General features: G+C 65.7%; 26 protein-coding genes. 15 read left to right on the top strand and 11 right to left on the bottom strand.

Annotated elements, in window-relative coordinates:
- Positions 1 to 21 precede the first annotated feature (21 nt).
- Complete coding sequence (locus tag ACE10Z_RS12615) at positions 22 to 537, top strand: mismatch-specific DNA-glycosylase (protein ID WP_375788198.1); 516 nt, start codon at positions 22 to 24, stop codon at positions 535 to 537.
- Between the two features lie 96 nt (positions 538 to 633).
- Here the strand turns inward: ACE10Z_RS12615 and ACE10Z_RS12610 are convergent, their stop codons facing one another.
- Complete coding sequence (locus ACE10Z_RS12610; protein WP_092116023.1) at positions 634 to 1068, bottom strand: hypothetical protein; 435 nt, start codon at positions 1066 to 1068, stop codon at positions 634 to 636.
- 203 nt (positions 1069 to 1271) lie between these two features.
- On the opposite strand from ACE10Z_RS12610, the gene ACE10Z_RS12605 reads away from it, so the two are divergent.
- From ACE10Z_RS12605 to ACE10Z_RS12595, 3 genes are read left to right on the top strand one after another with little or no spacing between them, the layout of a single operon-like run.
- The gene (locus ACE10Z_RS12605) at positions 1272 to 1721 is read left to right on the top strand and encodes a YeeE/YedE family protein (protein WP_375788197.1); all 450 of its coding nucleotides are present in this window, start codon (positions 1272 to 1274) and stop codon (positions 1719 to 1721) included.
- A gap of 2 nt (positions 1722 to 1723) precedes the next feature.
- On the top strand, positions 1724 to 2200 hold the full coding sequence (locus ACE10Z_RS12600) for a DUF6691 family protein (RefSeq protein WP_375788196.1): 477 nt from the start codon (positions 1724 to 1726) through the stop codon (positions 2198 to 2200).
- A gap of 4 nt (positions 2201 to 2204) precedes the next feature.
- On the top strand, positions 2205 to 2591 hold the full coding sequence (locus ACE10Z_RS12595; RefSeq protein WP_375788195.1) for a RidA family protein: 387 nt from the start codon (positions 2205 to 2207) through the stop codon (positions 2589 to 2591).
- Positions 2592 to 2818: 227 nt separating this feature from the next.
- On the opposite strand, the gene ACE10Z_RS12590 is transcribed toward ACE10Z_RS12595, so the two are convergent.
- Positions 2819 to 3580: an SOS response-associated peptidase gene (locus ACE10Z_RS12590; protein ID WP_375788194.1), complete on the bottom strand. Its 762-nt coding sequence runs from the start codon at positions 3578 to 3580 to the stop codon at positions 2819 to 2821.
- 62 nt (positions 3581 to 3642) lie between these two features.
- Here ACE10Z_RS12590 and ACE10Z_RS12585 point away from each other — a divergent pair, with 62 nt between their 5' ends.
- From ACE10Z_RS12585 to ACE10Z_RS12565, 5 genes are all read left to right on the top strand, one after another.
- Positions 3643 to 4143: a hypothetical protein gene (locus ACE10Z_RS12585; protein ID WP_375788193.1), complete on the top strand. Its 501-nt coding sequence runs from the start codon at positions 3643 to 3645 to the stop codon at positions 4141 to 4143.
- 42 nt (positions 4144 to 4185) lie between these two features.
- Positions 4186 to 4605, top strand: a complete 420-nt coding sequence (locus tag ACE10Z_RS12580; protein ID WP_375788192.1) for an NUDIX hydrolase — start codon at positions 4186 to 4188, stop codon at positions 4603 to 4605.
- Positions 4606 to 4690: 85 nt separating this feature from the next.
- Positions 4691 to 5068 (top strand): TIGR02301 family protein, encoded by a 378-nt coding sequence (locus ACE10Z_RS12575; protein WP_342727539.1) that lies wholly within the window; start codon positions 4691 to 4693, stop codon positions 5066 to 5068.
- Positions 5058 to 5714: an HAD family hydrolase gene (locus tag ACE10Z_RS12570; RefSeq protein ID WP_375788191.1), complete on the top strand. Its 657-nt coding sequence runs from the start codon at positions 5058 to 5060 to the stop codon at positions 5712 to 5714. The genes ACE10Z_RS12575 and ACE10Z_RS12570 overlap by 11 nt, the downstream gene beginning before the upstream one ends.
- A 155-nt stretch (positions 5715 to 5869) precedes the next feature.
- Entirely contained in the window at positions 5870 to 6136 is a 267-nt protein-coding gene (locus tag ACE10Z_RS12565) for a hypothetical protein (RefSeq protein WP_028332620.1), read from the top strand.
- An 87-nt stretch (positions 6137 to 6223) separates the two neighbouring features.
- Here ACE10Z_RS12565 and ACE10Z_RS12560 read toward each other — a convergent pair whose 3' ends face one another.
- Positions 6224 to 7558: a dihydroorotase gene (locus ACE10Z_RS12560; protein ID WP_375788190.1), complete on the bottom strand. Its 1335-nt coding sequence runs from the start codon at positions 7556 to 7558 to the stop codon at positions 6224 to 6226.
- Positions 7559 to 7687: 129 nt separating this feature from the next.
- On the opposite strand from ACE10Z_RS12560, the gene ACE10Z_RS12555 reads away from it, so the two are divergent.
- The 5 genes from ACE10Z_RS12555 to ACE10Z_RS12535 all read left to right on the top strand — a co-directional run bounded on the left by ACE10Z_RS12555 (position 7688) and on the right by ACE10Z_RS12535 (position 13337).
- Positions 7688 to 8569: a YgfZ/GcvT domain-containing protein gene (locus ACE10Z_RS12555; RefSeq protein WP_375788189.1), complete on the top strand. Its 882-nt coding sequence runs from the start codon at positions 7688 to 7690 to the stop codon at positions 8567 to 8569.
- Positions 8566 to 9192, top strand: coding sequence for a DNA-3-methyladenine glycosylase I (locus tag ACE10Z_RS12550; protein ID WP_092116040.1), 627 nt, complete (start codon positions 8566 to 8568; stop codon positions 9190 to 9192). Before ACE10Z_RS12555 ends, ACE10Z_RS12550 begins: the two co-directional genes overlap by 4 nt.
- A complete protein-coding gene (locus ACE10Z_RS12545) occupies positions 9189 to 9800 on the top strand; it encodes a YfbR-like 5'-deoxynucleotidase (protein ID WP_375788188.1) in 612 nt (203 codons plus the stop codon). Before ACE10Z_RS12550 ends, ACE10Z_RS12545 begins: the two co-directional genes overlap by 4 nt.
- Before the next feature lie 113 nt (positions 9801 to 9913).
- Positions 9914 to 10420: a tyrosine phosphatase family protein gene (locus ACE10Z_RS12540; RefSeq protein WP_223975315.1), complete on the top strand. Its 507-nt coding sequence runs from the start codon at positions 9914 to 9916 to the stop codon at positions 10418 to 10420.
- A gap of 211 nt (positions 10421 to 10631) precedes the next feature.
- The gene (locus tag ACE10Z_RS12535; RefSeq protein ID WP_375788187.1) at positions 10632 to 13337 is read left to right on the top strand and encodes a DUF2339 domain-containing protein; all 2706 of its coding nucleotides are present in this window, start codon (positions 10632 to 10634) and stop codon (positions 13335 to 13337) included.
- Between the two features lie 27 nt (positions 13338 to 13364).
- Here ACE10Z_RS12535 and ACE10Z_RS12530 read toward each other — a convergent pair whose 3' ends face one another.
- From ACE10Z_RS12530 to ACE10Z_RS12500, 7 genes are all read right to left on the bottom strand, one after another.
- Complete coding sequence (locus ACE10Z_RS12530) at positions 13365 to 13598, bottom strand: DUF6894 family protein (RefSeq protein ID WP_050403167.1); 234 nt, start codon at positions 13596 to 13598, stop codon at positions 13365 to 13367.
- A gap of 260 nt (positions 13599 to 13858) precedes the next feature.
- Positions 13859 to 14437, bottom strand: coding sequence for a hypothetical protein (locus ACE10Z_RS12525; protein WP_375788186.1), 579 nt, complete (start codon positions 14435 to 14437; stop codon positions 13859 to 13861).
- Positions 14438 to 14624: 187 nt separating this feature from the next.
- Positions 14625 to 15611 (bottom strand): MDR family oxidoreductase, encoded by a 987-nt coding sequence (locus ACE10Z_RS12520; RefSeq protein WP_375788185.1) that lies wholly within the window; start codon positions 15609 to 15611, stop codon positions 14625 to 14627.
- A 129-nt stretch (positions 15612 to 15740) separates the two neighbouring features.
- A complete protein-coding gene (locus ACE10Z_RS12515; protein WP_375788184.1) occupies positions 15741 to 16985 on the bottom strand; it encodes an MFS transporter in 1245 nt (414 codons plus the stop codon).
- A gap of 190 nt (positions 16986 to 17175) precedes the next feature.
- A complete protein-coding gene (locus tag ACE10Z_RS12510; protein WP_375788183.1) occupies positions 17176 to 18657 on the bottom strand; it encodes a cell wall hydrolase in 1482 nt (493 codons plus the stop codon).
- A 599-nt stretch (positions 18658 to 19256) separates the two neighbouring features.
- Entirely contained in the window at positions 19257 to 22172 is a 2916-nt protein-coding gene (gene ppdK / locus ACE10Z_RS12505) for a pyruvate, phosphate dikinase (protein WP_375788182.1), read from the bottom strand.
- Between the two features lie 91 nt (positions 22173 to 22263).
- Entirely contained in the window at positions 22264 to 22419 is a 156-nt protein-coding gene (locus ACE10Z_RS12500; protein ID WP_080891118.1) for a DUF3096 domain-containing protein, read from the bottom strand.
- Between the two features lie 236 nt (positions 22420 to 22655).
- Here ACE10Z_RS12500 and ACE10Z_RS12495 point away from each other — a divergent pair, with 236 nt between their 5' ends.
- Positions 22656 to 23015: a DUF1236 domain-containing protein gene (locus tag ACE10Z_RS12495; RefSeq protein WP_173638089.1), complete on the top strand. Its 360-nt coding sequence runs from the start codon at positions 22656 to 22658 to the stop codon at positions 23013 to 23015.
- 144 nt (positions 23016 to 23159) lie between these two features.
- On the opposite strand, the gene ACE10Z_RS12490 is transcribed toward ACE10Z_RS12495, so the two are convergent.
- Positions 23160 to 24260 carry a hypothetical protein gene (locus ACE10Z_RS12490; protein WP_375788181.1) on the bottom strand — a complete coding sequence of 367 codons (1101 nt, stop codon included), beginning with the start codon at positions 24258 to 24260 and terminating at the stop codon, positions 23160 to 23162.
- Between the last annotated feature and the right edge of the window lie 36 nt (positions 24261 to 24296).

Here is a 24296-nt window from a genome sequence, read left to right as displayed (position 1 = left end):
GCTCTGCTCCGTCCTTGTGCGATGCCCGATAGCAATACCCACCGCCTCCCCGACCAGCTCCACGCCAATCTGCGCCTGGTGTTCGTCGGCACCGCGGCCAGCACGCGCTCGGCCGCGGTCGGGCATTACTACGCGCATCCCGGCAATCGCTTCTGGCGCGCGCTGCATGAGGCCGGTATCACGCCGCGGCGCTATCGGCCGGATGAGTTCACGGCACTGCTCGAACTCGGCATCGGATTCACCGATCTCTCCAAGACCGGTGCCGGGATGGATCATGAGATCGCGCGGGACTCGTTCGATGTCGCGGGCTTCAGGACAAAGATCGAGATGGTTCGGCCGAAGACCATCGCTTTCACCAGCAGGAAGGCGGCGAGCCTGTTTTACGACAAGCCGACCAGCGCGCTTGCGCTCGGCCGGCAGCCGGCCGTGAATGGATTTCCTGACGTGTTCGTGCTGCCGTCGCCGTCGGGTGCGGCGTCCGGGCACTGGACGTTGCAGCCGTGGCGTGAGCTGGCGCGGTGGATCGCAGGTTCGTAGTGTGGGTTAGCGCAGCGTAACCCACCATCTTCAAATCGCGGATGCGAGTCGGTGGGTTACGCCTCCGGCTAACCCACCTACGAACCGCGACGCCCCTTATTCCTTCAACGTGATCGCAAGCCCGCTGAGGTCGACATTGGCCATCAGCCCGATCTGCTTGCCGCTCAGTTCGAGCACCGCGCCGTTCTGGTTGGTCAAGAGAATGCCGCGCACACCGGCGCCGAGCGCAACGCCCATGCCCGCCGCGGCATAGACGCCGGCGATATCCTGGGCGCGGCGGATGTTGCGCACCCGCCCCTGCAACGTGGTCTGGGAGCCGCCGAACACGAGGCCATAGTCCAGCCCGCCGGCGGTGAGCCCGTAGGTCTGGCCGTGGAAGGTCAGGACGCCCTTGCCCGCGGAGCCACCGAAGAACCAGCCGCCCTTGAAGATGACGAGCGTCACCGCGCCCTCGTCGGCCAGTGCAGCGGACGATCCGGTGAGCAGCGCCAGCGCGAACAGCACGGCGCGGGCGGCGGATGACAATCTCATGGGGGTTCTCCGGACGAAGTGAAGCGAATCGCGGCAATCCAACCGAGCGGCGGCACGTCGAAATGCCGGCAAGACACGCGGGATTGCGCTTGTTCCTGTTATTGCGGAGTCTATCATCGGGCGTGTAGTCGCGCGACCATTGGCGCCCGCGCCCAGCGCTTTGCGCCATCGCTGAGGAGTTTGCGCAACAGGGACCCGCATCGATGCACGATTTCACCCCACTTTCCGGCCTCGCCGGCGGCGCACTGATCGGCCTCGCCGCGGCGCTGCTGATGCTGCTGACCGGGCGGATCGCCGGCGTCACCGGCATCGTCGGCGGCCTGCTCCAGCCCGATACCGCCGACCGCACTGCCGACCGCACTCCCGACCGCTCCTGGCGCATCGCGTTCATCGCGGGGCTGATCGCGGCGCCTCTGATTGCGGCATTGATCGGCGCGCCGCTGCCGCGGCCGGCGATGAATGCGAGCCTTGCGGTGATCGCGATCGCGGGCCTTCTGGTCGGGTTCGGCACAAGGATGGGCAATGGCTGCACCTCGGGCCATGGCGTCTGCGGCTTCGCGCGGCTGTCCGGCCGCTCGATCGTGGCCACGTTCATCTTCATGACGGCGGCGATCATAACGGTTGCGATCGTCAGGCACGGGATCGGAGGCTAGCGATGGCACTTCTCGCAAGCTTCGTCTGCGGCCTGATCTTCGGCGCGGGCCTTCTGATCTCGGGCATGACCGACCCGCAGAAGGTGCTCGGCTTCCTCGATCTGTTCGGCGCCTGGGATGCGACGCTCGCATTCGTGATGGCGGGTGCGGTTGTGGTCGCAGCATCCGGCTTTGCGATCGCGCGGCAGCGCACCGCGCCTGCGTTCTCGGCGCGCTTCCTGTGGCCCGATCGCAACGACATCGATGCGCCGCTGGTCGGCGGTGCAATCCTGTTCGGCGTCGGCTGGGGCCTCGCCGGCATCTGCCCCGGGCCTGCGCTGGTCAATCTTGCCGGGCTTTCGCTGCCGATCGTGGTGTTCGTCGTCGCGATGCTGGCAGGCATGATCGGCCAGAATCTGTTCGGCAAGAATCTTCTGCGCCGGCGCACGCTGGCGCCGCGCATCGAAAATCCACCACTTCCATCTCGCGCAGACGGGTGACTCCATGACAGCGATCAAGCACTTCCCTCCTCCGCACGGCGTCACGGCGCCGCCGCTCTCGTTCGGCGCTCGCGTCGGCGACCTCCTGTTCATCTCAGGCATTCCCGGCTTCGATGCCAACCGCGAGCTGCCCGACAGCTTCGAGGCGCAGTTCGCCAATGTCGCCACCAATTTCCGGCGCGTGCTGACCGAGGCCGGCGCCACGATGCGCGATCTCGTCAAGGTCAACGTGCTGCTGACCCGCGCCAGCGACGTCGCGACGATGAACGTTCTGTATGCCGGCGCGTTCGGCCCTGCGCCGTATCCCGCACGCACCACCTGCGTCGTGGTGGCGCTGCCCAATCCGAAGATGCTGATCGAGATCGAGGGCGTGGCGTCGGTGAAGGGGTGATCCCCTCCTGAGCGCTCGCTTTCACAGGCCTTGCAACAAACTCAGTGTCGTCCCTGCGAAAGCAGGGACCCATAACCACCGAAACGTATTGTTGTGCGACGCTGGAACGACAAGTCCCATTCACAACGCCCGCCGCGGAGTATGGGTCCCTGCTTTCGCAGGGACGACGATGTGGAGAGAGCCGCACTTCAATCCTGGCGCCAGCTGCGCAGCCGTGCAGACATGAGCTAAAACAACGACCCCTGCCCGTCGTCCTCGCGCACCGGCGCCTTGCGCGCTGCTGTCTTCTTCGCCGCCGGAGCGTCCTCCGCGGCGATCTCTTCCGCGGTCATCGGCAGCAGCAATTGCGCGTCGTCGTTGGCGACGGCATTCACGCGCATCGTCACCTGGTGCCAGGCGAACTCGCCGACATCGGGCCCCTTCAGCATCGGCATCACGTCGTCGACATCGTTGGGCAGGCAGTCGAGCCAGCGCGCGAATTGCTCGGGCCTGATCGTGACGGGCACGCGGTGATGTAGTTGCGCGAGGTCGGGGCTCGCGGGCGCAGTGACGATCGCGACGGTGTCCTGCTCCTCGCCGTTCGGTCCCATCCAGGTCTCGGCGAGCGCGGCGAAGGCGACCGGGTGTCCGTCGCGGCGATGGATGAAGAACGGCCGCTTGCGGCCGCCGGCATCCTGCCATTCGTAATAGCCGTCGGCCGGGATCAGCGCGCGGCGCCGTTTGATCGCGTTCTTGAAGGCCGGCTTCTCCCGCACCGTCTCGGAGCGGGCGTTGATGAGCAGCGAGAACGTGCGGGGATCCTTGACCCAGGACGGGATCAGGCCCCAGCGCATCAGTTGAAAATGCCGGCCGCCATTCTGCAGCAGCACCACCGGGATCGGCTGGGTCGGCGCAACATTATACCGCGGCGGAAAATTCGGCTGCTCGATGTAGCCGAACATCTCTCGCAAGGCCGCCGGCGGCGAGGTAATGACAAAGCGTCCGCACATATCCTGTCCAGGATGGTATCCGTTTATTCCGCCTTAACTTGGACCGTTAAAGACTGCGACCAATGACCTCAACGGCCGCCATAGCGGGCTCTTCCCCGCGACCGACGTACCCCGACGAGGCGCGGGCGGCGTTGTTGCGCGCCGCCAACATCAATCCCCGCACCGGGCTTGCAACCGACTACCTCAATCACTTCAACGAAGCCATCATGCTGCTGGAGATGGTGCCGGACCTGCCGGAATGCGCCAGCGATTTCCTGGAATGGCAGCCACTGTCCTATGCCGAGCATTTCACCGCGTCCAATTTTCGGGCGCGCGACCTCGCGATCGAATCCTATCAGATGGCGGATGCCGGGATCCGGGCCGAATTCGACCAGCTCACCGACAGCATGACCAAGATCCTGACCGAGGTCGGCGCCGCGATGCGGCAGCTGCACCAGGACAAGAGCAGGGTCGCGCTCGCCGAGCAGGCGATCGTCTGGGTCAAGCCGCTGGTGATGCAGACCGCCGGTGTCATCAACGGCGCCGCAGAGGCCGATGTCGACAGCATCATGGCGGGCGCCTGATTTATCGGGCATGATGATGCTCGAACCTGATTGTTGATTGCCTTGAACCCTCCCGAACCTCCGATCCGCCCGCAGCTCGCCGTCTCCGGCGTGATTTTCCGCGACGGCAAGGTGCTGCTGGTGCGCCGCGCCCGCTCGCCGGGCAAGGGCTTCTATTCGCTGCCCGGCGGCCGGGTCGAATTCGGCGAAACGCTGCACACCGCCCTGCACCGGGAGATCGACGAGGAGACCGCCCTGCGGGTCGAGATCTTGGGCCTGGCCGGCTGGCGCGAGGTGCTGCCGACCGGGCCCGGCACCGGGCATTATCTGATCATGACGTTTGCGGCGCGCTGGGCCTCCCGCGAGCCTGTGCTGAACGACGAGCACGACGATTTCAAATGGCTGGCGCCGGAGGAGATCGGCGATCTCAGGGTCACCGGCGGGCTGCACGAGGTCATTGCGGCCGCCCGGCGGCTGGTCTGAGGCCTGTTTGGGAGCGGTATTGGGGCCTTGCCGCCTTGCCTCCGGCGCATTGAGGGGGCATACCACGGCGATTCCGGAACCCCTGATGATCAGAGCCTTTCTCGCCGTTGTGATCCTGATGTCGGCATGCCTCGCGACGCCCGCCCGGGCGCAGGACGCGGCTGCGCCGTTCGACGGCGACCTGCAGCGGCTGGCCGAGATCCTCGGCGCCCTGCACTACCTGCGCGGCATCTGCGGCTCCAACGAGGGCGCCAAATGGCGCAACGAGATGCAGGCGCTGATCGACGCCGAGACTCCCTCCGGCGACCGCCGCGCTCGCATGATCGCGGGCTTCAACCGCGGCTACAACGGCTTCCAGCAGACCTACCGGACCTGCACCCCCGCGGCATCCGTCGCGATCCGCCGCTATATCGAGGAAGGCTCGAAGATCTCCCGCGACCTGACGGCCCGCTATGCCAACTGAACGCGCGATCTTCTTCGACCTCGACGGCACCCTGACCGACCCGAAGCCCGGCATCACCGGCTCGATCCAGTATGCGCTGGGCAAGCTCGGCCGACCGGTTCCATCGCAGGACGAACTGACCTGGTGCATCGGGCCGCCGCTCAGAGCGAGCTTTGCGATGCTGCTCGGCGGCGAGGAGCTCGCCGACCGCGCCGTCGAGCTCTACCGCGAGCGGTTCGGCGATATCGGGCTGTTCGAGAACAGCGTCTATCCCGATATCGCGGACGTGCTGGCGGAACTACGGAAGGCGCCGGGGCGCATATTCGTGGCGACCTCGAAGCCGCACGTGTTCGCGACGCGGATCGTCGTGCATTTCGGCCTGAGCGGATATTTCGACCACGTGTTCGGCTCGGAGCTCGACGGAACCCGGGTCAACAAGGTCGACCTGCTGGCCTATGCGCTGGAGCAGACCGGGGCCGATCCGGCTGGGGCCGTGATGATCGGCGACCGCAGCCACGACGTGATCGGCGCTGTCAGCAACGGCATCCGCGCGATCGGCGTCACCTATGGCTACGGCACGCCGGAGGAGCTGGTCGCGGCCGGCGCCAGCCATCTGTGCGCCTCGCCGCGCGCCGTGCTGGACCATATCCACAGTTCATTTGGCTGACGGCGGCGGCGCTATCCGGAATTCCCCTTTAAATGCCGTGGCGGGCGTTAACCTTTTCGAAAGATGTGGGCTAGGCGGTACCCGCATGCGTGATAAATCTCGCGCGTCGCAGTGGTTCGCTCCTCGGACCGCGCGCAGCCATTTTGCAGAGTTTCATGCGCCATCCAGCGTCCTTTCCCCATCACCAAGACCCGCGTCCCGATCACGAACAGAAGCAGGCCGCGCTAGGCTATCTGAACGAGGCCTGGGCAGAAGCGCGTCACGACGGCGTCGATGGCGACTGCCTCGCGCAGGCGAGCCTGTTTGCGGCGCTCGCCGAGCTCGTCGGCACCTATGGCGAGGACGCGGTGGCGAAATTCGCCGAGGGTCTCGCCGCGCGGGTGCGCAACGGCGAGTTCTCGCTGGCATTGGCCCGGCAGTAATCCCGCAAAGCGTTTTCGAGCGAAGTGGGCACCGGTTCGCGTAAAGAAGACGCGTCAAGCAAGAATCTAGCGCATTTGATGCGCTAGCTAGGCCTTCAGCGTCTCGAGGAACCGGACCGGCTCGCCCGTCGACGGCGTCGTCACTTCTCCCTGCCACATCACCCGCTTGCCGCGCACGAAGGTGCCGACCGGCCAGCCCTGCACCCGTACGCCGTCATAGGGTGTCCAGGCTGCGCGCGAGGCGATCCATGTGTTGGTGATGGTCTCGCTGCGCTTCAGATCGACCACGGTGAAGTCGGCGTCATAACCCGCCGCGATGCGGCCCTTGCAGGCGATGTTGAACAGCCGCGCCGGGCCAGCACTGGTCAGATCGACAAACCGCTGTAGCGACAGCCGCCCGGCGTTGACGTGATCGAGCATCAAGGGCACCAGCGTCTGCACGCCGGTCATGCCCGATGGCGAGGCCGGATAGGTCTTGGCCTTCTCCTCCAGCGTATGCGGCGCGTGGTCGGAGCCGAGCACGTCGATGATGCCTTGCTCGATGCCGTACCAGATGCCGGTGCGGTGGTCGGCCGAGCGCACCGGCGGGTTCATCTGGGCCAGCGTGCCGAGCCGCTCATAGCACTCCGGCGCGGCCATGGTGAGGTGGTGCGGCGTCGCCTCGCAGGACGCGACATCCTTGTGGTCGCGGAGGTACAGAATCTCTTCCTTGGTCGAGATGTGCAGCACGTGGATGCGCTTGCCGGTCTCGCGCGCGAGATTGACCAGCCGCTCGGTCGCCATCAGCGCCGCGGTCTCGTCGCGCCACACCGGATGCGAGCGCGGATCGCCTTCGATCCGCAGCGGCTTGCGCTCGTTGAGGCGGTACTCGTCCTCGGCATGGAACGCGGCGCGGCGCCGGATCACCTGGAAGATTCGCCGCAGGCTCTCGTCGTCCTCGACCAAAAGCGCGCCGGTCGAGGAGCCGATGAACACCTTGACGCCGGCGCAGCCCGGCGCGCGCTCGAGCTCCGGCAGGTCCTGCACGTTCTCGCGGGTGCCGCCGATGAAGAATGCGAAATCGCAATGCATGCGATGGTGGCCGCGCTTGATCTTGTCGGTGAACGCCTCTTCGGTGACCGTCAGCGGGTTGGTGTTCGGCATCTCGAACACCGCGGTGACGCCGCCCATCACAGCGCTGCGCGAGCCGGTCTCGAGATCTTCCTTCTGCGTCAGTCCGGGCTCGCGAAAATGCACCTGGGTGTCCATCACGCCCGGCAGGATGTGCAGGCCCTTGCAGTCGATCACCTCACCGGCTGAGGCCTGGCCGAGCGAGCCGATCGCGGCGATGCGGCCGCCTGTGATACCAATATCGCGTACGCCCTCGCCGTCCTGATTGACCACGGTGCCGGATTTTAGAATGGTGTCGAAATGCTGATTCATCGGTCCTCGGCGCCCGCTTTCGGCTGTCGCGCGGGCCTTGTTCGGCGCACTCTAGCGCCTTAGCTTGGCAGGGGATATCCGCGCGCCGCGCGTTTCCCAAGGAACTTGGAAAAAGAGCCAATTTTGCGAATGAAAGCAGCGTTTCTTCCAGATCGGGGCGTGATCAAGGTCTCTGGCGAGGACGCCCGCAACTTCCTCAACGGCCTCATCACGACCGATGTCGAGCAGTTGGCCCCGGGGCAGGCCCGGTTTGGCGCGCTGCTGACGCCGCAGGGCAAGATCATCGTCGATTTCCTGATCACCGAGATACCCACAGGCCACGGCGGCGGCTTCCTGATCGATGCGCCCCGTGCGCTCGCCAAGGGGCTTGCCGACAAGCTCGGCTTCTACAAGCTGCGCGCCAAGGTCGTGGTCGAGAACCTCTCCGACAGCCTCGGCGTGCTGGCAGCCTGGGATGGTGAGCCGGCGGCGATCCCCGATCTCGCTTTCGCCGATCCGCGCAACGTAGCGCTCGGCTGGCGCATTCTGATCCCGGAGGATCTGAAGCAGAAACTCTCCGAGTTGATCGGCGCCGATCTCGTCGATAGCAGCGCCTATGAGGCGCATCGGATCGCGACCGGCGTGCCGCGCGGCGGGCTCGACTTCATGTATGGCGACGCCTTCCCGCACGAGACCAATATGGACCGCCTCAACGGCGTCGATTTCGACAAGGGCTGCTATGTCGGCCAGGAGGTGGTGTCGCGCATGCAGCACCGCGGCACGGCGCGCACCCGCACGGTGAAGATCATTCTCGACGGCCCCTCCCCCGAAACCGGTGCGACAATCCAGGCCGGCGACAAGCAGGTCGGCACCATGGGTTCGACCGCCGGCGAGAAAGGCCTCGCGCTGGTGCGCATCGATCGCGTCGCCGATGCGCTCGATGCCGGCCTGCCGCTGACCGCGGGCGGGCTCGCGCTTCATCTCGCCGAGCCGGACGCTGTCCGCATCACCCCCAAGCAGACCGTCGCATGAGCCGTACCGCGCAGCTGCATCCCGACGGCAAGACGCGCTGCCCGTGGCCGGGCGAGGACGCGTTCTACGTCGCCTATCACGACAATGAATGGGGCGTGCCGGAATATGACGACCGCGCGCTCTATGAAAAGCTGATCCTCGACGGCTTCCAGGCCGGTCTGTCCTGGATCACGATCCTGCGCAAGCGCGAGAATTTCCGCAAAGCCTTCGACGATTTCCAGCCCGAGAAGATCGCGCGCTACACCGACAAGAAGGTGCATGCGCTGATGAACGACGCCGGCATCGTCCGCAACCGCGCCAAGATCGAAGGCACGGTGGCGAGCGCCAAGTCGTATCTCGAGATCATGGAGAAGGGCCCCGGCTTCTCGAAATTCCTGTGGGACTTCGTCGACGGCAAGCCGAAGGTCAATCAGTTCAAGACCACCGCGAGCGTGCCGGCCTCGACGCCGGTCTCGATCAAGGTCTCCAAGGAGCTCGGCGCCCGCGGCTTCAAATTCGTCGGCCCCACCATCGTCTACGCCTTCATGCAGGCGACCGGCATGGTCAACGATCATCTCGTGACCTGCTTCTGCCACGAGGCCTGCAGCGGCAAGCTCCGCACACCGCGGCTCAAGAAGAAATGACTGCGCGTCGATCGACGGAGACCACCCGCGCCTGGCAGCGGATGTTGTCTGGGCGCCGGCTCGACCTGCTCGATCCGTCGCCGCTCGATATCGAGATCGTCGACATCGCGCACGGATTGGCGCGGGTCGCGCGCTGGAATGGCCAGACCAGCGGCGCGCACATCTTCTCGGTGGCCCAGCACACGCTACTGGTCGAGGCCGTGATGCGTCAGCAGACGCCGCGCATCGATATCAGCCATCGTCTCGCTGCATTGCTGCACGATGCACCCGAATACGTCATCGGCGACATGATCTCGCCGTTCAAGGCGGTGCTGTCAGGCGAATACAAGGCGGTGGAGAAGCGGCTGCTATCGGCGATCCATATCCGCTTCGGCCTGCCCGCGGTGCTGGCGGACGAGATCACCCAGCAGATCAAGGCCGCGGATCGCGGTGCCGCCTATCTTGAGGCGACGCATCTGGCGGGGTTTTCGCAAGCCGAAGCCAGCCGGCTGTTCGGCCGCGATCCGGAATTGCCCGAGGCCACCGAGCGCGACTATCTGACGCCATGGACCGCTGCCAGGGCTGAAAAGCAGTTCCTCGAACGCTTCAAGGCATTACACACATCATAGGCGCGGCACCGCGAAGCGTGCGCCGCAAAACGAAGAGCAGGCATGGCGCCGCCCACCTTTGCCCACCCATGAGCAGCCGTTATAGTCGGGCGCACCGATAGCCAAGGACCACCATGCTTCACGTCTGCTCGCTTGCCGCGCTCTCCGACACGGTTCGTGCCACCGGCGCCAGCCATGTGCTGACCGTGATGGCCAATGTCGACCAGGTGCAGCGGCCGCCCTCCGTGCTTCCGGCCAACCATCTAAAGGTGTCAATGGACGACATCGTCGAACAGATGGACGGATTCGTTGCGCCGAACGAGACGCATATCGAGCGCGTGCTGACCTTCGTGCGCGGCTGGGATCGCCGCGCACCGATGGTGGTTCATTGCTACGCCGGCATCAGCCGCTCGACCGCGAGCGCCTTTGCCACCGTCTGCGCGCTCAATCCGCACCGCGACGAAATGTCCATCGCCCGGCTGATCCGCGAGGCCTCACCGATCGCGGCGCCCAACCGGCTGATCGTCAGCCTCGCCGACAAGGCGCTGGGGCGCGAGGGCCGGATGCTGCGCGCGCTCGATGCGATGGGCCCCGGCAGCATGAGCGTCGAAGGCCGGCCCTTCCACATCGACCTGGACTAGCGCAGCCTGCCGAGGCCGATCGCTTGAACTTCCATTCCCCTCACCTGCACTACTAGAGCGGGACGACTTTTCTTCGAATCGTCATCCCGCTCTAGTTCTTTGATTTGAGCATGGTCTTTTCGGAAAACCGCACACACTTTTCCGGATCATGCTTTAGGTTGCGACGGGCGGCCGGCTGGCCGATGGTCCGGCGCGTCCCGCCGGAGGCCCGATGTTCGATTCGCCGTTCGACTTCCTCACGCTCGTCATCGCGATTGTTGCGATCATTTTTGCGCGCAAGGCGCTGGGCCAGATTGCGGTGCTGCAGCGCCGGCTGGATGCGATCGAGACTGCGGGTACAGCCGCCGCGCGGACGGCCGTGCCGCCACCGCTGGCGCCTCTCGAGGCGTTCGAGCAGACGCTGCCGGCAGCGCCTCCCATCGCGCCGCCGCCGCTGCCCGAAGCGGCTGCGAGCCAGCCGGCTGCGCGTGCAGAGGCAGCCGCGGACGCGGCAATCGCCGCCCCGCCGTCGCTGCCAGAACCACCCGCCCCGCCGCCCCCGGCGCCCGGCTTCGAGGAGACGCTCGGCACGCGCTGGGTGGTGTGGATCGGCGGCCTGACGCTCGCGCTCGGCGGCTTCTTCATGGTGCGCTATTCGATCGAGGCCGGGCTGCTCGGCCCTGGCGTGCGCACGTTGCTCGGCGGACTATTTGCGCTCGCCCTGCTCGGCGCCGGCGAGTGGACGCGGCGCAAGGAGAGCATCTCCAGCATCGCGGCACTGCCGGTCGCCAACATTCCGGCGATCCTCACCGCCGCCGGCACCGCGGTGGCGTTCGCCACGGTCTACGCCGCCTACGCGCTGTATGATTTCCTCGCACCGGCAACCGCCTTCATCCTGCTCGGCATGGTCGCGCTCGGCACGCTCGCGGCCGCGCTGCTGCACGGACCTGCGCTGGCAGGGCTCGGCATCGTCGGCGCCTTCGTCACGCCGATCCTGGTCTCGTCCGACAAGCCCGACTTCTGGTCGCTCTACATCTATCTTGCCATCGTCACGGCGGCGGCGTTCGGCCTCGCGCGGATCCGGCTGTGGCGCTGGCTTGCCGTCACGACGATCGCCTTCGCGCTGCTGTGGACCTTCCCGTGCCTGCAATGCGGGCCGGAGATGATCGCGCCGCATGTCTTCCACGTCATCGCGGGCTTCGTGCTGGCGGCGCTGCTCGTGGTCTGCGGCTTCATGTTCGGCCCCGACGGCGATGGCGAGGAGATCGAGCCGATCTCCTCCGGCTCGCTCGCGGCCTATCTGTTCGGCGCGATGCTGATCGTGCTCAACAGCGCGCACGCCGACAGCGCGATGATCGGCTTTGCGCTGCTGACCGCGGCCAGCCTCGCCGTGGCCTGGCGTGCGCCCGCCGCTGCCGGCGCGATCGCCGCCGCGTCCGCATTCGTCTTCATCGTGTTCGGCGAGTGGGCCGTCCGCCGCAACGTCGACATGCTGGTGCTGCCGGGCGGTGCGATCCCGGGCATCGGCCCGTCCGCGACCGACGGCTCGGTCTCGCTGCATCTCGTCACCGCCGCGCTGTTCGCGGCCGCCTTCGGCATCGCCGGCTTCCTCGCGCAATTCCGTTTTGCCACCACGAAGATCACGGTGACCTGGGCCGCGGCGGCCGTGTTCACGCCGGTCGCGCTGCTGGTCGCACTCTATGCGCGCATCGCGCATCTCGATCGCTCGATCCCGCTCGCGATCCTCGCCGTGCTGCTCGCAGCCGCCTACGCGGCCGCGACCGAAGCACTGAACCGGCGCGGCGAGCGGCCGGAGCTGTCGCCCTCGATCGCACTGTCGGCCACCGGCGCCCTCGCCTCGCTGGCGCTGGCGCTGACCTTCGCACTCGACAAGGGCTGGCTCACCATCGCGCTGGCGCTGGTGTCGATGGGCACGGCGTGGCTGTCGGTGCAGCGGCCGATCCCGTTCCTGCGCTGGCTCGCCGCGATCCTGGCCGGCATCGTGGTGCTGCGGATCGGTTATGAGCCGCGGATCGCGGGCGACGCCGTCGGCACCACGCCGATCTTCAACTGGCTGCTGTGGGGCTATGGCGTTCCAGCGCTGTCATTCTGGGCGGGAAGCCATTTCCTGCGCCGCAACGGCGACGACGTCCCGCTGCGCATGGTCGAATCGGCCGCGATCCTGTTCACGGTGCTGCTCGCCTTCATGGAGATCCGTCATGCGGTCAATAGCGGCGACGTCTATCGCGACAGCGCCGGGCTGACCGAGGTCGGGTTGCAGGTCGGCGTGACGCTTGCGATGGCGATCGGGCTGGAGCGGCTGCGGCTGCGCAGCGGCAGCATCGTCCACAATGTCGGCGCGGTGCTGCTGACCGCGTTCGCCGGGCTTGCCAGCCTGTTCGGGCTGCTGGGGCTGGAGAACCCGATGCTGTGGTGGCAGGACGTCGGCGGCAGCTTCATCAATCTGCTGCTGCTCGGCTATGCATTTCCCGCCGTGCTGGCGCTGCTGTTGTCCTACGCGGTGGCGGGGCATCGTCCCGCTGCATACGCCAACACGATCGCCGCCGGCGCGCTGGTGCTGGCGCTCGCTTACGTCACGTTCGAAATCCGCAGGCTCTATCATGGACCGGTGCTGACGCGCGGCGAGACCACGGGCGCGGAGCAATACACCTATTCGATCGCCTGGCTGATGTTCGGCGTCGCGCTGCTCGGCATCGGCATCGTCGTCAACTCGCAGCGGGCGCGGCTCGCCTCCGCTGCGGTGATCGGGCTTACGATCCTGAAGGCGTTCCTGGTCGACATGTCGACGCTCACCGGAGTCTACCGGGCGCTGTCGTTCATGTGCCTTGGCATTGTGCTGGTCGCGATCGGCTGGCTGTATCAGCGGATCCTGTTCCGCAGGCGGGCCGCTCCGCCTGTCTCGCAGGCTGAGGCTTGAAGCTTGTTGTCCTGAACGGCGAGCGCCTCAGTCGACGGATTCGGCAACCAGCCGAATCCTGAACACGGGCTTCCGACTCTCGTCGAGCAGCTCCATGTGCCATTCGCTGTCTTGCTTCATGTTGCGCGAAATGCTGCCAAGGAAATTACCGCAGACCTTGGTCATCTCGGCCCAGGCCACGTCACGGCTCTCGAATTCCGTCGCGTGGTCGGACGCACCAGCGTAATCGCCATCACTGATACGGAAAAAATACTGCGCCATATGACTACTCAAATCGGTGCCCTCGTCATCCCGCCTGTCGGCGAACGCTAAGGTATTGAGTAGCTATCAACGCGTGGCGACCGCCATCCGTATGACTACGGCTTGGCGTTATTCCCGCTAGCGAGCAGATGAGACGTCAGAGCGTTTTCGAGCGAAGCCTGTCCCGCACTTGATGCGGGATGGATACCGGTTCGCGTGAAGAAAACGCGTCAAAACAAGAATCTAGAGCCCCGTTCCGATTCAATCCGAACGGATCGGCTCTAGTCGGTGGAACGGCGCAATTCCGGCGCGCTCTCGACCTTGGCGGGCTCGGCCTTGACCGGCTCGAGCTTCGCCCTTTCGACCTGCGGCGTCTCGACGCGCGACACTTCGGGCGGCGAGGCATCCGCGGATCGGGTGCGCGGGTGCAGCGAACGCGGACGCGCCACCGCGCGTGCCATCAGCATCTGCTGGCCGCCCTGGTGATGGAAATCGCAGTAGGCGAAGCCCATGCCTGAGACCGAGCCGCGGAACGTGCGGTCGTCCTGCTTGTCGAGATTGAAGCAAGGTTCGAACGGAATGCCCTTCAGCGAGGCGCACACGCTCTGACCGCGGATTTGCAGCGTATTGCCGGGCAGGCGCACGCGGCGGATGGGTCCGGAGCCAGAGAACTGGATCGAGCCTGCCGCACCCAGATCGTCGAGGATACGGCCAGCGCCGCGGGTGCCGTCGAAACAGGTGAACGCGAACACCTTGCCGGCGACGAATTTGCGGGCCTCATCGGCGTTCATCATGCCTGCGAACGCCGGCACGACCATCGCTCCGGCCGTGACGGCCCCCAACACCAAACGCGCAAGCATGAGCTACTCCACTTACGAGCGCGGGCACCCGCTCCTTGTTGAGCATGATCCCCGCGACCGACGCTTCACGACGTCTGCGCGAGGACACCCGGCCCCCCGGGATCATGCTGCAAGTCTCTTTACCCGCTGCTTACCATACCAACCGTGGCAACATTGGAGCAGCTTGGTTGGTAAAGTCTGAACGTCCTCAGACTATTTTTACCACGATACGGCCGCGGACCTGGCCAGCGAGGATTTTCGCACCATAACCCATGACTTCGTCCAAGGCGATTTCATGAGTGATATCAGCCAGTTTTGCCTTATCCAGATCGCTGGCAAGGCGCCGCCAGGCGGTCCTGCGAAGCTCGATCGGGCACATCACGGAATCGATGCCGAGAAGGCACACACCGCGCAAAATGAAGGGCGCGACCGACGACGGCAGGTCCATCCCGGCCGCCAGGCCGCAGGCCGCGATGGCGCCGCCGTACTTTGTCATCGAAAGCAGATTGGCGAGCGTGGTCGACCCGACGCTGTCGACGCCGCCGGTCCAGCGCTCCTTCGCAAGCGCCTTGGGGGCACCCGACAGCTCGGCGCGATCGATCACCTCGGTGGCACCGAGCCCCTTGAGATAGTCGGCCTCCGGCATCCGCCCGGTCGAGGCGATGACGTGATAGCCGAGCTTCGAGAGCACGGCGATCGCGACCGAGCCGACGCCGCCGGCGGCGCCGGTGACCACCACCGGGCCACTCTTCGGCGTGAGACCGTGCTTCTCCAGCGCCAGCACCGAGAGCATTGCGGTATAGCCGGCGGTGCCGACCGCCATCGCGTCACGGGCCGAAATGCCGTCCGGCAGCCGCACCAGCCAGTCGCCCTTGACGCGGGCCTTTTCCGCATAGGCGCCGAGATGGGTTTCGCCCATGCCCCAGCCGTTGCAGACGACCTTGTCGCCTGGCTTCCAGTCGGGATGGCTGGATTGTTCGACGGTACCGGCGAAATCGATGCCGGCGATCATCGGGAAGCGGCGCACCACGGGCGCCTTGCCGGTCAGCGCCAGGCCGTCCTTGTAGTTCAGCGTCGACCATTCGACGCGGACGGTGACGTCGCCGTCCATCAATTCCGCGTCGTCGAATTGGGTCAGTGCGGCGGTGGTACCCTTGTCCGCCTTGTCGATCCTGATTGCCTTGAACGTTGCCACGATGAGCACTCCCCGTAATTCTGGTTTCGGGGAGTGTTTAGAGCATGATCCGGAAAAGTGGAAACCGGTTTTCCCTCGCGACAAACGCGGAACGCGTTTGCGCGGAGATCATGCTCAGACAAGAGAGCATCAGGCAGGCTGCGCAACCGGGCGCACGACCGGCTTTTCGACGATCGGCAGGTTGATCAGCGCCGACAGCACGCCGAACAGCACCGACAGCCACCAGATCGGCGCGTAGGAACCATACTGCTCGAACACGATGCCGCCGAGCCAAACCCCGAGGAAGCCGCCCACCTGATGGCTGACGAAGGCGAAGCCATAGAGGGTGGAGAACCAGCGGGTGCCGAACATCAGCGCGACCAGCGCCGAGGTCGGGGGCACGCTCGACAGCCATAGCAGCCCCGAGACCGCGCCGAATGCAATCGCCGAGAACGGCGTCACCGGGAACGAGATGAAGGCGACGGTCGCCAGCGCGCGCGAAAGGTAGATCACCGAGAGGAGGTACCGCTTCGGGAAGAAGTTCTGCAGCCAGCCGACGCTGAGCGAGCCCACGATGTTGAACAGGCCGATCGCCGCAACCACCCAACCGCCGGTGGTCGCCGGAATGCCGCGGTCTGCGAGATAGGCCGGCAGATGGATGGTGATGAAGGCAAGCTGGAAGCCGCAAGTGAAGAAACCGAGCACCAGCAGCACGTAGGAGCGATGGCCGAAAGCTTCGGCGAGCGCGGTCTTGAACGACTGCTGGTCGGCGGCCGGCACATTGCCGGTCTCGGCGGGCGGCGTCGCAAGCGCGAGCGAGAGCGGCACGATCAACAGCATCAGCGCGCTGAACACGACAAGCGCGGTCTGCCAGCCGAAATTGTCGATCATCGCAACGCCAAACGGCGCAAACAGGAACTGGCCGAACGAGCCGGCCGCGGTGCCGGCGCCCAGCGCGAAGCCGCGCTTCTCGGGCGGCAACAGCTTGCTGAACGCCGCCAGCACCAGATTGAACGACGAGCCCGACAGGCCGAAGCCGATCAGCACGCCGGCGCTGATGTCGAGCGACAATGAGGTGGTCGAGTAGCGCATCAGCAGCAGGCCGGCGGCGTACAGCAAGGCGCCGACGATCATGACGCGCAGCAGGCCGAAGCGGTCGGCAATGGCGCCTGCGATCGGCTGGCCGAGACCCCACAACAGGTTCTGCAGCGCGATGGCAAGGCCGAACACGTCGCGGCCCCAGGCGAATTCGCGGCCCATCGGCTGCACGAAGAAGCCGAGGCTGGAGCGCGGGCCGAAACTCAGCAGCGCGATCGCACAGCCGCAGACGACGATGACGAGCGGCGTGCGCCAGGTGCCGGACGTCGGTCGAAGATCCCCGGTGGTAACGGCCATCTTGTCTTCCCCCGCAAACGCTGCGGGGGAACCGCCCCGCGAAACATTACCGGGAGTTAATGCATTTGCATGAAAAGCCCAAGAGGCGGCGGAGAAAAATATTCGCTCGCAAGGCAGCTCTGCAGAATCCGGGAGGATGATGAGCGTCATTCCGAGGCATGGCGGACCCGGAACGGAAAGGCTGGAGGCGTTATCGCTTGGCGCTGGCCTGCTCGGCCGAGCTCTGGGCGGCTTCGGCGAGTTGCGCCGAGATCTTGGCGGTCTCGGCCGGATTGCCCCAACTCGGCGCGTCGCTGCCGTCGCCCCAGGCGCGCGGGCGATAGAAGGTGTGGACGCCGAACTTGTACGTCTTCTTCATTTCGCTGACCCAGGACGGCCGCACCCAATAGGCGTGGTAGTGGGTCGAGCGATCGACTTCCGGCAGCCACAATTTGCCGTCGAGGATCGCCTTCGAGATCTTCTTCGCACGGTCCCACATGTCGGGCTCGCGGACGACGTCGGGGATGTTGTCGCAGGCGAAGGTGAACTGACAGGCGTAGTGGCGATTCTTGTTCTGGTAGACCACGCCGCACACCGTCTCCGGATATCTGCCGGAGAAGGCGCGGTTCAGCACCACCTGGGCGACTGCGATCTGGCCGCGCACCGCTTCGCCGCGCGCTTCGAAATAGACCGCCTCGGCGAGGCACTTCTCCGACTTGGCGCGCGATTTCTCGTCGAACAGGCCGAGCCGTTCCGCCGGCGTCTTGGTGTGCTGATCATCGGCATTGACCTCGCCTTTCGGCGCGACGCTCTCGCCCATCTCGCCGGCCTTGACCGGGCCGTCGGCATCGACCGGCAGTGACGCCATCACCTTCATGTCGGGATCGGGCTGCGCTGCGGGCGCCACGACGACCGGCGCCTCGCCGGGCTGCCAGCGTTCGAGATTCTCGGGCGTGCCGAGCGACGAGCCGAAGAACAGGCTGGCGGTCTTGAATGCAAACGGGTCGCGCGCGTGCGTTGCATCGACAGGCGGCGCGGCGGCAGGCTTGGCGGGCACAGGCTTCAGGTCATCGAGCGGGCTGGCCTCGAGCGACATCGACACGTCGTATTGCTGCGGCGACGGCTTGGTATATTGCGGCAGTGGCGGCGCACGCAGCGCCTCCTGCAATTCGGGATCGAGCGGCGCGTTGTCGGCCGGCGCGGTCGCGGTCTTCATGCCCTTGACCGACGCATTCGATGTCGCGGGATCCTCGTTCGCCGGAGCCGGGTTCGCGGGCTGTGCAGGATCGACCTGGTCCGGCCGACCGACGACGAGACGATCGCCCTTCAGGGTGCGATCGACCTTGGGAAAATCGGATGCCTGGTAGCGCGGCGGCGTTGCTGTGATCGGATTGTGCGTCACCGTGCCGGTGATGTCGACGCCCGGACTGTCCAGCCTTGCGAGCAGGATTTGCGGATCCTGCGGCGCAGAAGTTCCGATCGGACGGCCGAAGCTGTAGGTCGCGACCTGGATGGAGCCGACCGCGGAGGCGAAGACGCGCTTCTGCCAGCGCTCGGCGACGCCGGGCTGCCGGGCCAAAAGCGACGCAATATCCTGATATCCGAGCTCGGTCGGCATCAGTGCGAAGATGCTAAGACCGAGACCGAAGAGCGCAAGACGTGCGCCCTTCGGCTGGTTACGCGACACAAACATCGTACGCTCACGCAACGCTTACTGAGTGCAATCGAACGCGGTACATCCGCGCAATTCGACCTTTCTCGTTGCTAACTTGTTTAGGTTGCCGCGGAGTTAATCGGCGTTGCACGCGCGCTACACTCAAGCGATCGCACAGGCGGCGCACGCTGCATCACGCGGCTTGGTAAATGCGCGGCGCATGAAAGTCGTAAACGACGGGTGAACGGAGATGGTGAACAAAGTGTTGCCACCCCATCGTCATTGCGAGAAGCGACAGCGACGAAGCAATCCATCGGTCTGCATATGCCCCTCGCTGTCATCACCCGCGAAAGCGGGTGATCCAGTATTCCAGAGGCAACAGTGCTTGAGCCGAGAGGCCGCGGCGTACTGGATCGCCCGGTCCATGTGCGCAATTGCGCACAAGCCGGGCGATGACAGCGGAGAGTGGTGAGTGGACGGCTCTTCCTGGTGAGATGGATTGTTTCACGGAGCCTGTCATCGGGCGCGCGTTCGCGCGACCCGTTGGCTCGCAATGACGAAGTCTTCTGTCGGTGCTCAAGAAACGAGAATGGCCGGGACTTGGTCCCGGCCATTGCACTCTCTAATGACTTGATCGCTCACGCCTGGCTGGCGATCTCCTTGCCGAGCGCGGCCTGGGCTGCGGCGAGACGCGCGATCGGCACGCGATAGGGCGAGCAGGAGACGTAGTCGAGCCCGACCTCGTGGCAGAACGCGACCGAGGCGGGATCGCCGCCATGCTCGCCGCAGATGCCGACCTTGAGGTTCGGCCGCGTCTTGCGGCCGCGCGTGACACCGATCCTGACCAACTCGCCGACGCCGTCGCGATCGACCGAGATGAACGGGTCGATCTCGAGAATGCCCTTGGCGACATAGGTGCCGAGGAAGCTCGCGGCGTCGTCGCGGCTGATGCCGTAGGTGGTCTGCGTCAGGTCGTTGGTGCCGAAGGAGAAGAACTCCGCGGTCTCCGCCACCTGGCCCGCCATCAGGCAGGCGCGCGGCAACTCGATCATGGTGCCGACCTGGTAGGTCAGCTTGACGCCGGTTTCCTTCATCACCGCCTTGGCCATGGCATCGATCCGCGCCTTGACCAGATCGAACTCGGCCTTGGTCGCGATCAGCGGCACCATCACCTCGAGACCGACCGGCTTGCCGGTGCGCTTGCCGGCTTCGACCGCCGCCTCGAAGATCGCGCGCGCCTGCATCTCGGCGATTTCAGGATAGGCGATCGCGAGACGGCAGCCGCGGAAGCCGAGCATCGGGTTGAACTCGGACAGTTCGCGGGCGCGGTCGGCGAGCTTGCGCGGATCGGTGTTCATGGCGCGCGCCACTTCCTCGATCTCGGCCTGGGTGTGCGGCAGGAACTCGTGCAGCGGCGGATCGAGCAAGCGGATCGTAACGGGCAGGCCCTTCATGATCTCGAACAGCTCGACAAAGTCGGCGCGCTGCATCGGCAACAGCTTCGACAGCGCGGCGCGGCGCGACTGCTCGTCCTCGGAGAGGATCATCTCGCGCACGGTGCGGATACGGGTCTCCTCGAAGAACATGTGCTCGGTGCGGCAGAGGCCGATGCCTTCGGCACCGAACTTCACCGCGGTGCGCGCGTCATCGGGCGTGTCGCCGTTGACGCGGACGCCGAGCTTGCGGACCTCGTCGGCCCAGCCCATCAGCGTGCCGAACTCGCCGGACAGCTCCGGCTCGATCATCGGCATGCGGCCGGCCAGCACCTGCCCGACCGAGCCGTCGATGGTGATGACGTCGCCGGTCTTGTAGGTGCGCGAGCCGACGCTCATCGTGCCGCGGCCGTAGTCGACACGAATGGTGCCGCAGCCGGAGACGCAGGGCTTGCCCATGCCGCGCGCGACCACCGCCGCATGCGACGTCATGCCGCCGCGGGTGGTCAGGATGCCTTCCGCGGCGTGCATGCCGTGGATGTCTTCCGGGCTGGTCTCGATGCGGACCAGGATCACCTTGCGCCCGTCGGCCTGCAGCTTGGCCGCTTCGTCCGACGAGAACACGATCTCGCCGGAGGCAGCACCGGGCGACGCCGGCAGGCCGGTCGCGATCACGTCGCGCTTGGCGGCGGGATCGATGGTCGGGTGCAGCAGCTGGTCCAGCGAAGCCGGATCGATCCGCGTCACCGCGTCCTTGCGCGAGATCAGGCCTTCATTGGCGAGTTCGACCGCGATGCGCAGCGCCGCCTTGGCGGTTCGCTTGCCGCCGCGGGTCTGCAGCATCCACAGCTTGCCCTGCTCGACCGTGAACTCCATGTCCTGCATGTCGCGGTAGTGCTTCTCGAGCAGCGTGTAGATCCGCGTCAGCTCCTTGAAGGCGTGCGGCATCGCGGCTTCCATCGACAGCTTGTCGGAGCCGGATTCCTGGCGCGCCTCTTCGGTGATGTCCTGCGGCGTGCGGATGCCGGCGACGACGTCCTCGCCCTGCGCGTTGATCAGGAACTCGCCGTACAGCTTGCTCTCGCCGGTCGAGGGGTTGCGGGTGAAGGCGACGCCGGTCGCCGACGTCTCGCCCATGTTGCCGAACACCATCGCCTGCACGTTGACCGCAGTGCCCCAGGATTCCGGGATGTCATGCAGCTTGCGGTAGGTCACCGCGCGCGCGTTCATCCAGGATGAGAACACGGCACCAATGGCGCCCCACAGCTGGTCGTGCGGATCCTGCGGGAATTCGTGGCCGGTCTCCCTGGCGACCGCCTCCTTGTACTTGCCGACCAGCTCGACCCAGTCGTCGCCGGTGAGGTCGGTGTCGAGCGAGTAACCCTGGCCGTCCTTGAAGGTGTCGAGGATGTCCTCGAAGTGATGATGCTCGAAGCCGAGCACCACGTCCGAATACATCGTGATGAAGCGGCGATAGCTGTCATAGGCAAAGCGGCGGTCGCCGGAGAGCTCGGCGAGCGCTTCGACCGTGCGGTCGTTGAGGCCGAGATTGAGCACGGTGTCCATCATGCCCGGCATCGAGGCGCGCGCGCCCGAGCGGACCGAGACCAGCAGCGGGTTCTTGGCGTCGCCGAAGGTCTTGCCGGTCAGCTTGCCGACATAGTCGAGCGCCTTCTCAACCTGTGCCTTCAGTTCCTTCGGATAGGTCTTGTCGTGGTCGTAGAAATAGGTGCAGACCGAGGTCGGAATGGTGAAGCCGGGAGGCACCGGAAGGCCGAGATTGGCCATTTCCGCGAGGTTGGCGCCCTTGCCGCCGAGCAGATCGCGCAAGGTCGCCTGGCCCTCGGCCTTGCCGTCGCCGAACGTATAGACCCACTTGCCGGCCTTGATCGCGGGCGGAGCCGCCTTTTTCGCAGCGGTGACGGCCTTTACCGGCGCCTTGCTGGCGGGCTTTGCAGCCGGCTTCGCAGTCGATTTGGCGGCCGGTTTCGGCACCGCCTTCGGGACGCTCTTCTTCAGCGCCTTGCGGGCTGGAGCGGCTTTCCGGGCCGGAGCCGAGGACTTTGATTTCGCTGCGGTTTTCTCGGCAGTTTTCTTGGACTTCGCGACGGCTTTGGCCATGTCAGACAACAATCCGAAAAGAGGGGTCGAAGATGCGCGCCTTACACCATTTTGGGGGGTTCCGCGCAAGCCGCGAAACCCCGCTTTCCCGCTACAGGTGCAGCCAGCGCAGCAGGCCCATCCCGACGAGCCCGACGAAGATCAGGTAGATCGCGACGATGTAGTTGAGCAGCCGCGGCATGATCAGGATCAGAACGCCTGCGATCAGAGCGACAATGTGCGGCAAATGCCCAGCGGTGATGACCATTGAAGTGTTTCTCCGGCGGTTTTTGGAGGAGCGAATCGAGCGGCAGTTTATCCGCTGCGGGGGGTTGCACATCAAGACGTCCGTCACGGCCTGAGAGTTCCCGCAACTCACGAAAATTGCTCCAAAATGCCGCGTATGTGGCGGCGGTTTTTCCGGAACATCACCACACCAGATGCATTGGCTCGGCGTGCGCATCGGCGAAGGTCGGCGCGCGCATCAAAAGAATGGAGCGAGCCATGCGAAACAGAATACTTGCCGTTGCAGCGGTTGCTGCTGCGATCACGGTGCCGGCTGTTGCCGCACAGGCCCAGACCGTCGGCGTTGTCCGCGGTGGCCCGCCGGTTGCAGTCGAGGATGACGAGGGCATTGCGGTCGAGCAGCGCCCGGCGTTCCGCGAATACATCGTACGCGAGCGCGTGCCGAACTACGCCGTTCCGGATCGCGTCGTGGTCGGCACCGTACTGCCGGATGCCGGCGTCACGTATTACGACGTGCCGCAGCGGTTCGGCGCGACGCCCTATCGCTACACCGTCGTGAATGGCGAGACCGTTCTGGTCGAGCCGCGTTCGCGGCGGATCGTTCAGGTGGTGGAGTAGCTCAGCGTTAGCACGATCGCCTGAACGAACAGTCCGGGCGCCGCGCAAGCGGATGTGCGCGAAGTTCGACCGGACCAGAAAGCCCCGCCCGGCCTCCCCACCGGGCGGGGCTCTTCTGTTTTGTCGTTGAAAATATCGCGCGATCTACGATTTCAGGATCGAGAGCAGCGTCGAGGTCGACTTGTAGTTTTTGATCGCGGCGTCCTGGAAATCCTGCGTCCAGTTGGCCGCCTGGCGTTCCTCCGCGCTCATCGAGGAATATTGCTTGAGGATGCCGAGGCTGAATTGGCGCGGATCGCCGGCCGACTGGCTCTGCTTCAGCGCATCGAGCACCGCAAGACGCGTCCGCGTGTTGAGTTCCTGCTTGGCCGCGAAGATCTCCTCGCCTGAAAACTTCTTGTCCTGGTTCAGCGAGATCGCCGACAGCGAGCGGTTGTCGAGCGAGGACAGGTCCGCGAGCTGTCCGGTCTTGCGGCGAGAGTCGTACACCAGTTCCTTGCCCTTGCTCGCCGCCTCGCTCTTCTGCCGATCGAGGAAGGCGCGCACGTCGCTCGCCACGCTGCCGAAGTCGCGCGTGTTCCCCGTTGTGGGAGGCGTGCTTCCCGCCAGCGCGGCCGCGACCGGGTCTCCGGTAATTCCTGTCGGCGCCTTGTTCGGATCCTGCTGCGTCGCCTGAACCCCCTTCAGCACCGCGGCGCGCTGGCTGGCCCAGGTCGCGGTTGCCTTCTCCTCGTCGCTGGCGCCGTCGAGATAGTCGAGCGCCGCCTTGTAGCTGACGCTGTAGTCGCCGGTCAGGCGGGTGGTCGCAAGCGACGGCGCCAAGGCCTTGTCGAAGCGCTGCTTCAGTTCGGTGGCGGCGACCGCCTGCTCGTCCGGCGTGAACTTGCCGCCATTGTTGGTCGAGATCGCAAACAGCGAGCGGCGATCAAGCGTCGAGAGATCGATCGTGGTCTTGCCGTCGACGATCGGCTTCTTCACGCCCGCGGCCGTGTAGAGCCTGTCGAGCGTGACGCGCGCATCGTTGGTGACGGTCGCGAAATCCGGCAGCGGCGCCTTGGCGAGCTGCGCGCGGGCAGCGTCCGACAGCGTGAGGTTGGTTGCAGCGCTGGATGTCGAGGGCGCCGACAGGTCGCCGGCCGTGCCGTCGCCCGACAACGTCGCCGCCAGCGAGGGCGTCGCGGCGGCCCGCGCATAGGCCGAACCATATTGGGCGTAGGGATTGGGCGTGGTGCCGATCGAGGTCATCGGGGAGGTCCCTGCATTGGCGCGAGGGGCGATTTC

The sequence above is a fragment of the Bradyrhizobium sp. Pha-3 genome (genome assembly GCF_042258615.1).
In the GTDB taxonomy this organism is placed as follows: Bacteria; Pseudomonadota; Alphaproteobacteria; order Rhizobiales; family Xanthobacteraceae; genus Bradyrhizobium.
Note: the sequence above shows the minus strand (reverse complement) of the source record. Positions and strands in the feature narration are given on the sequence as shown.

What these genes read in the sequence shown, in the direction of transcription:
- ACE10Z_RS12575 (WP_342727539.1), top strand. Translation starts at nt 4,691, where the DNA reads ATGATCAGAGCCTTTCTCGCCGTTGTGATCCTGATGTCGGCATGCCTC.
- ACE10Z_RS12570 (WP_375788191.1), top strand. Translation starts at nt 5,058, where the DNA reads ATGCCAACTGAACGCGCGATCTTCTTCGACCTCGACGGCACCCTGACC.
- ACE10Z_RS12500 (WP_080891118.1), bottom strand. Translation starts at nt 22,419, where the DNA reads ATGGTCATCACCGCTGGGCATTTGCCGCACATTGTCGCTCTGATCGCA.
- ACE10Z_RS12510 (WP_375788183.1), bottom strand. Translation starts at nt 18,657, where the DNA reads ATGTTTGTGTCGCGTAACCAGCCGAAGGGCGCACGTCTTGCGCTCTTC.
- ACE10Z_RS12585 (WP_375788193.1), top strand. Translation starts at nt 3,643, where the DNA reads ATGACCTCAACGGCCGCCATAGCGGGCTCTTCCCCGCGACCGACGTAC.
- ACE10Z_RS12615 (WP_375788198.1), top strand. Translation starts at nt 22, where the DNA reads ATGCCCGATAGCAATACCCACCGCCTCCCCGACCAGCTCCACGCCAAT.
- ACE10Z_RS12600 (WP_375788196.1), top strand. Translation starts at nt 1,724, where the DNA reads ATGGCACTTCTCGCAAGCTTCGTCTGCGGCCTGATCTTCGGCGCGGGC.
- ACE10Z_RS12565 (WP_028332620.1), top strand. Translation starts at nt 5,870, where the DNA reads ATGCGCCATCCAGCGTCCTTTCCCCATCACCAAGACCCGCGTCCCGAT.
- ACE10Z_RS12545 (WP_375788188.1), top strand. Translation starts at nt 9,189, where the DNA reads ATGACTGCGCGTCGATCGACGGAGACCACCCGCGCCTGGCAGCGGATG.
- ACE10Z_RS12495 (WP_173638089.1), top strand. Translation starts at nt 22,656, where the DNA reads ATGCGAAACAGAATACTTGCCGTTGCAGCGGTTGCTGCTGCGATCACG.
- ACE10Z_RS12595 (WP_375788195.1), top strand. Translation starts at nt 2,205, where the DNA reads ATGACAGCGATCAAGCACTTCCCTCCTCCGCACGGCGTCACGGCGCCG.
- ACE10Z_RS12540 (WP_223975315.1), top strand. Translation starts at nt 9,914, where the DNA reads ATGCTTCACGTCTGCTCGCTTGCCGCGCTCTCCGACACGGTTCGTGCC.
- ppdK (WP_375788182.1), bottom strand. Translation starts at nt 22,172, where the DNA reads ATGGCCAAAGCCGTCGCGAAGTCCAAGAAAACTGCCGAGAAAACCGCA.
- ACE10Z_RS12560 (WP_375788190.1), bottom strand. Translation starts at nt 7,558, where the DNA reads ATGAATCAGCATTTCGACACCATTCTAAAATCCGGCACCGTGGTCAAT.
- ACE10Z_RS12535 (WP_375788187.1), top strand. Translation starts at nt 10,632, where the DNA reads ATGTTCGATTCGCCGTTCGACTTCCTCACGCTCGTCATCGCGATTGTT.
- ACE10Z_RS12530 (WP_050403167.1), bottom strand. Translation starts at nt 13,598, where the DNA reads ATGGCGCAGTATTTTTTCCGTATCAGTGATGGCGATTACGCTGGTGCG.
- ACE10Z_RS12555 (WP_375788189.1), top strand. Translation starts at nt 7,688, where the DNA reads ATGAAAGCAGCGTTTCTTCCAGATCGGGGCGTGATCAAGGTCTCTGGC.
- ACE10Z_RS12610 (WP_092116023.1), bottom strand. Translation starts at nt 1,068, where the DNA reads ATGAGATTGTCATCCGCCGCCCGCGCCGTGCTGTTCGCGCTGGCGCTG.
- ACE10Z_RS12590 (WP_375788194.1), bottom strand. Translation starts at nt 3,580, where the DNA reads ATGTGCGGACGCTTTGTCATTACCTCGCCGCCGGCGGCCTTGCGAGAG.
- ACE10Z_RS12605 (WP_375788197.1), top strand. Translation starts at nt 1,272, where the DNA reads ATGCACGATTTCACCCCACTTTCCGGCCTCGCCGGCGGCGCACTGATC.
- ACE10Z_RS12525 (WP_375788186.1), bottom strand. Translation starts at nt 14,437, where the DNA reads ATGCTTGCGCGTTTGGTGTTGGGGGCCGTCACGGCCGGAGCGATGGTC.
- ACE10Z_RS12515 (WP_375788184.1), bottom strand. Translation starts at nt 16,985, where the DNA reads ATGGCCGTTACCACCGGGGATCTTCGACCGACGTCCGGCACCTGGCGC.
- ACE10Z_RS12490 (WP_375788181.1), bottom strand. Translation starts at nt 24,260, where the DNA reads ATGACCTCGATCGGCACCACGCCCAATCCCTACGCCCAATATGGTTCG.
- ACE10Z_RS12550 (WP_092116040.1), top strand. Translation starts at nt 8,566, where the DNA reads ATGAGCCGTACCGCGCAGCTGCATCCCGACGGCAAGACGCGCTGCCCG.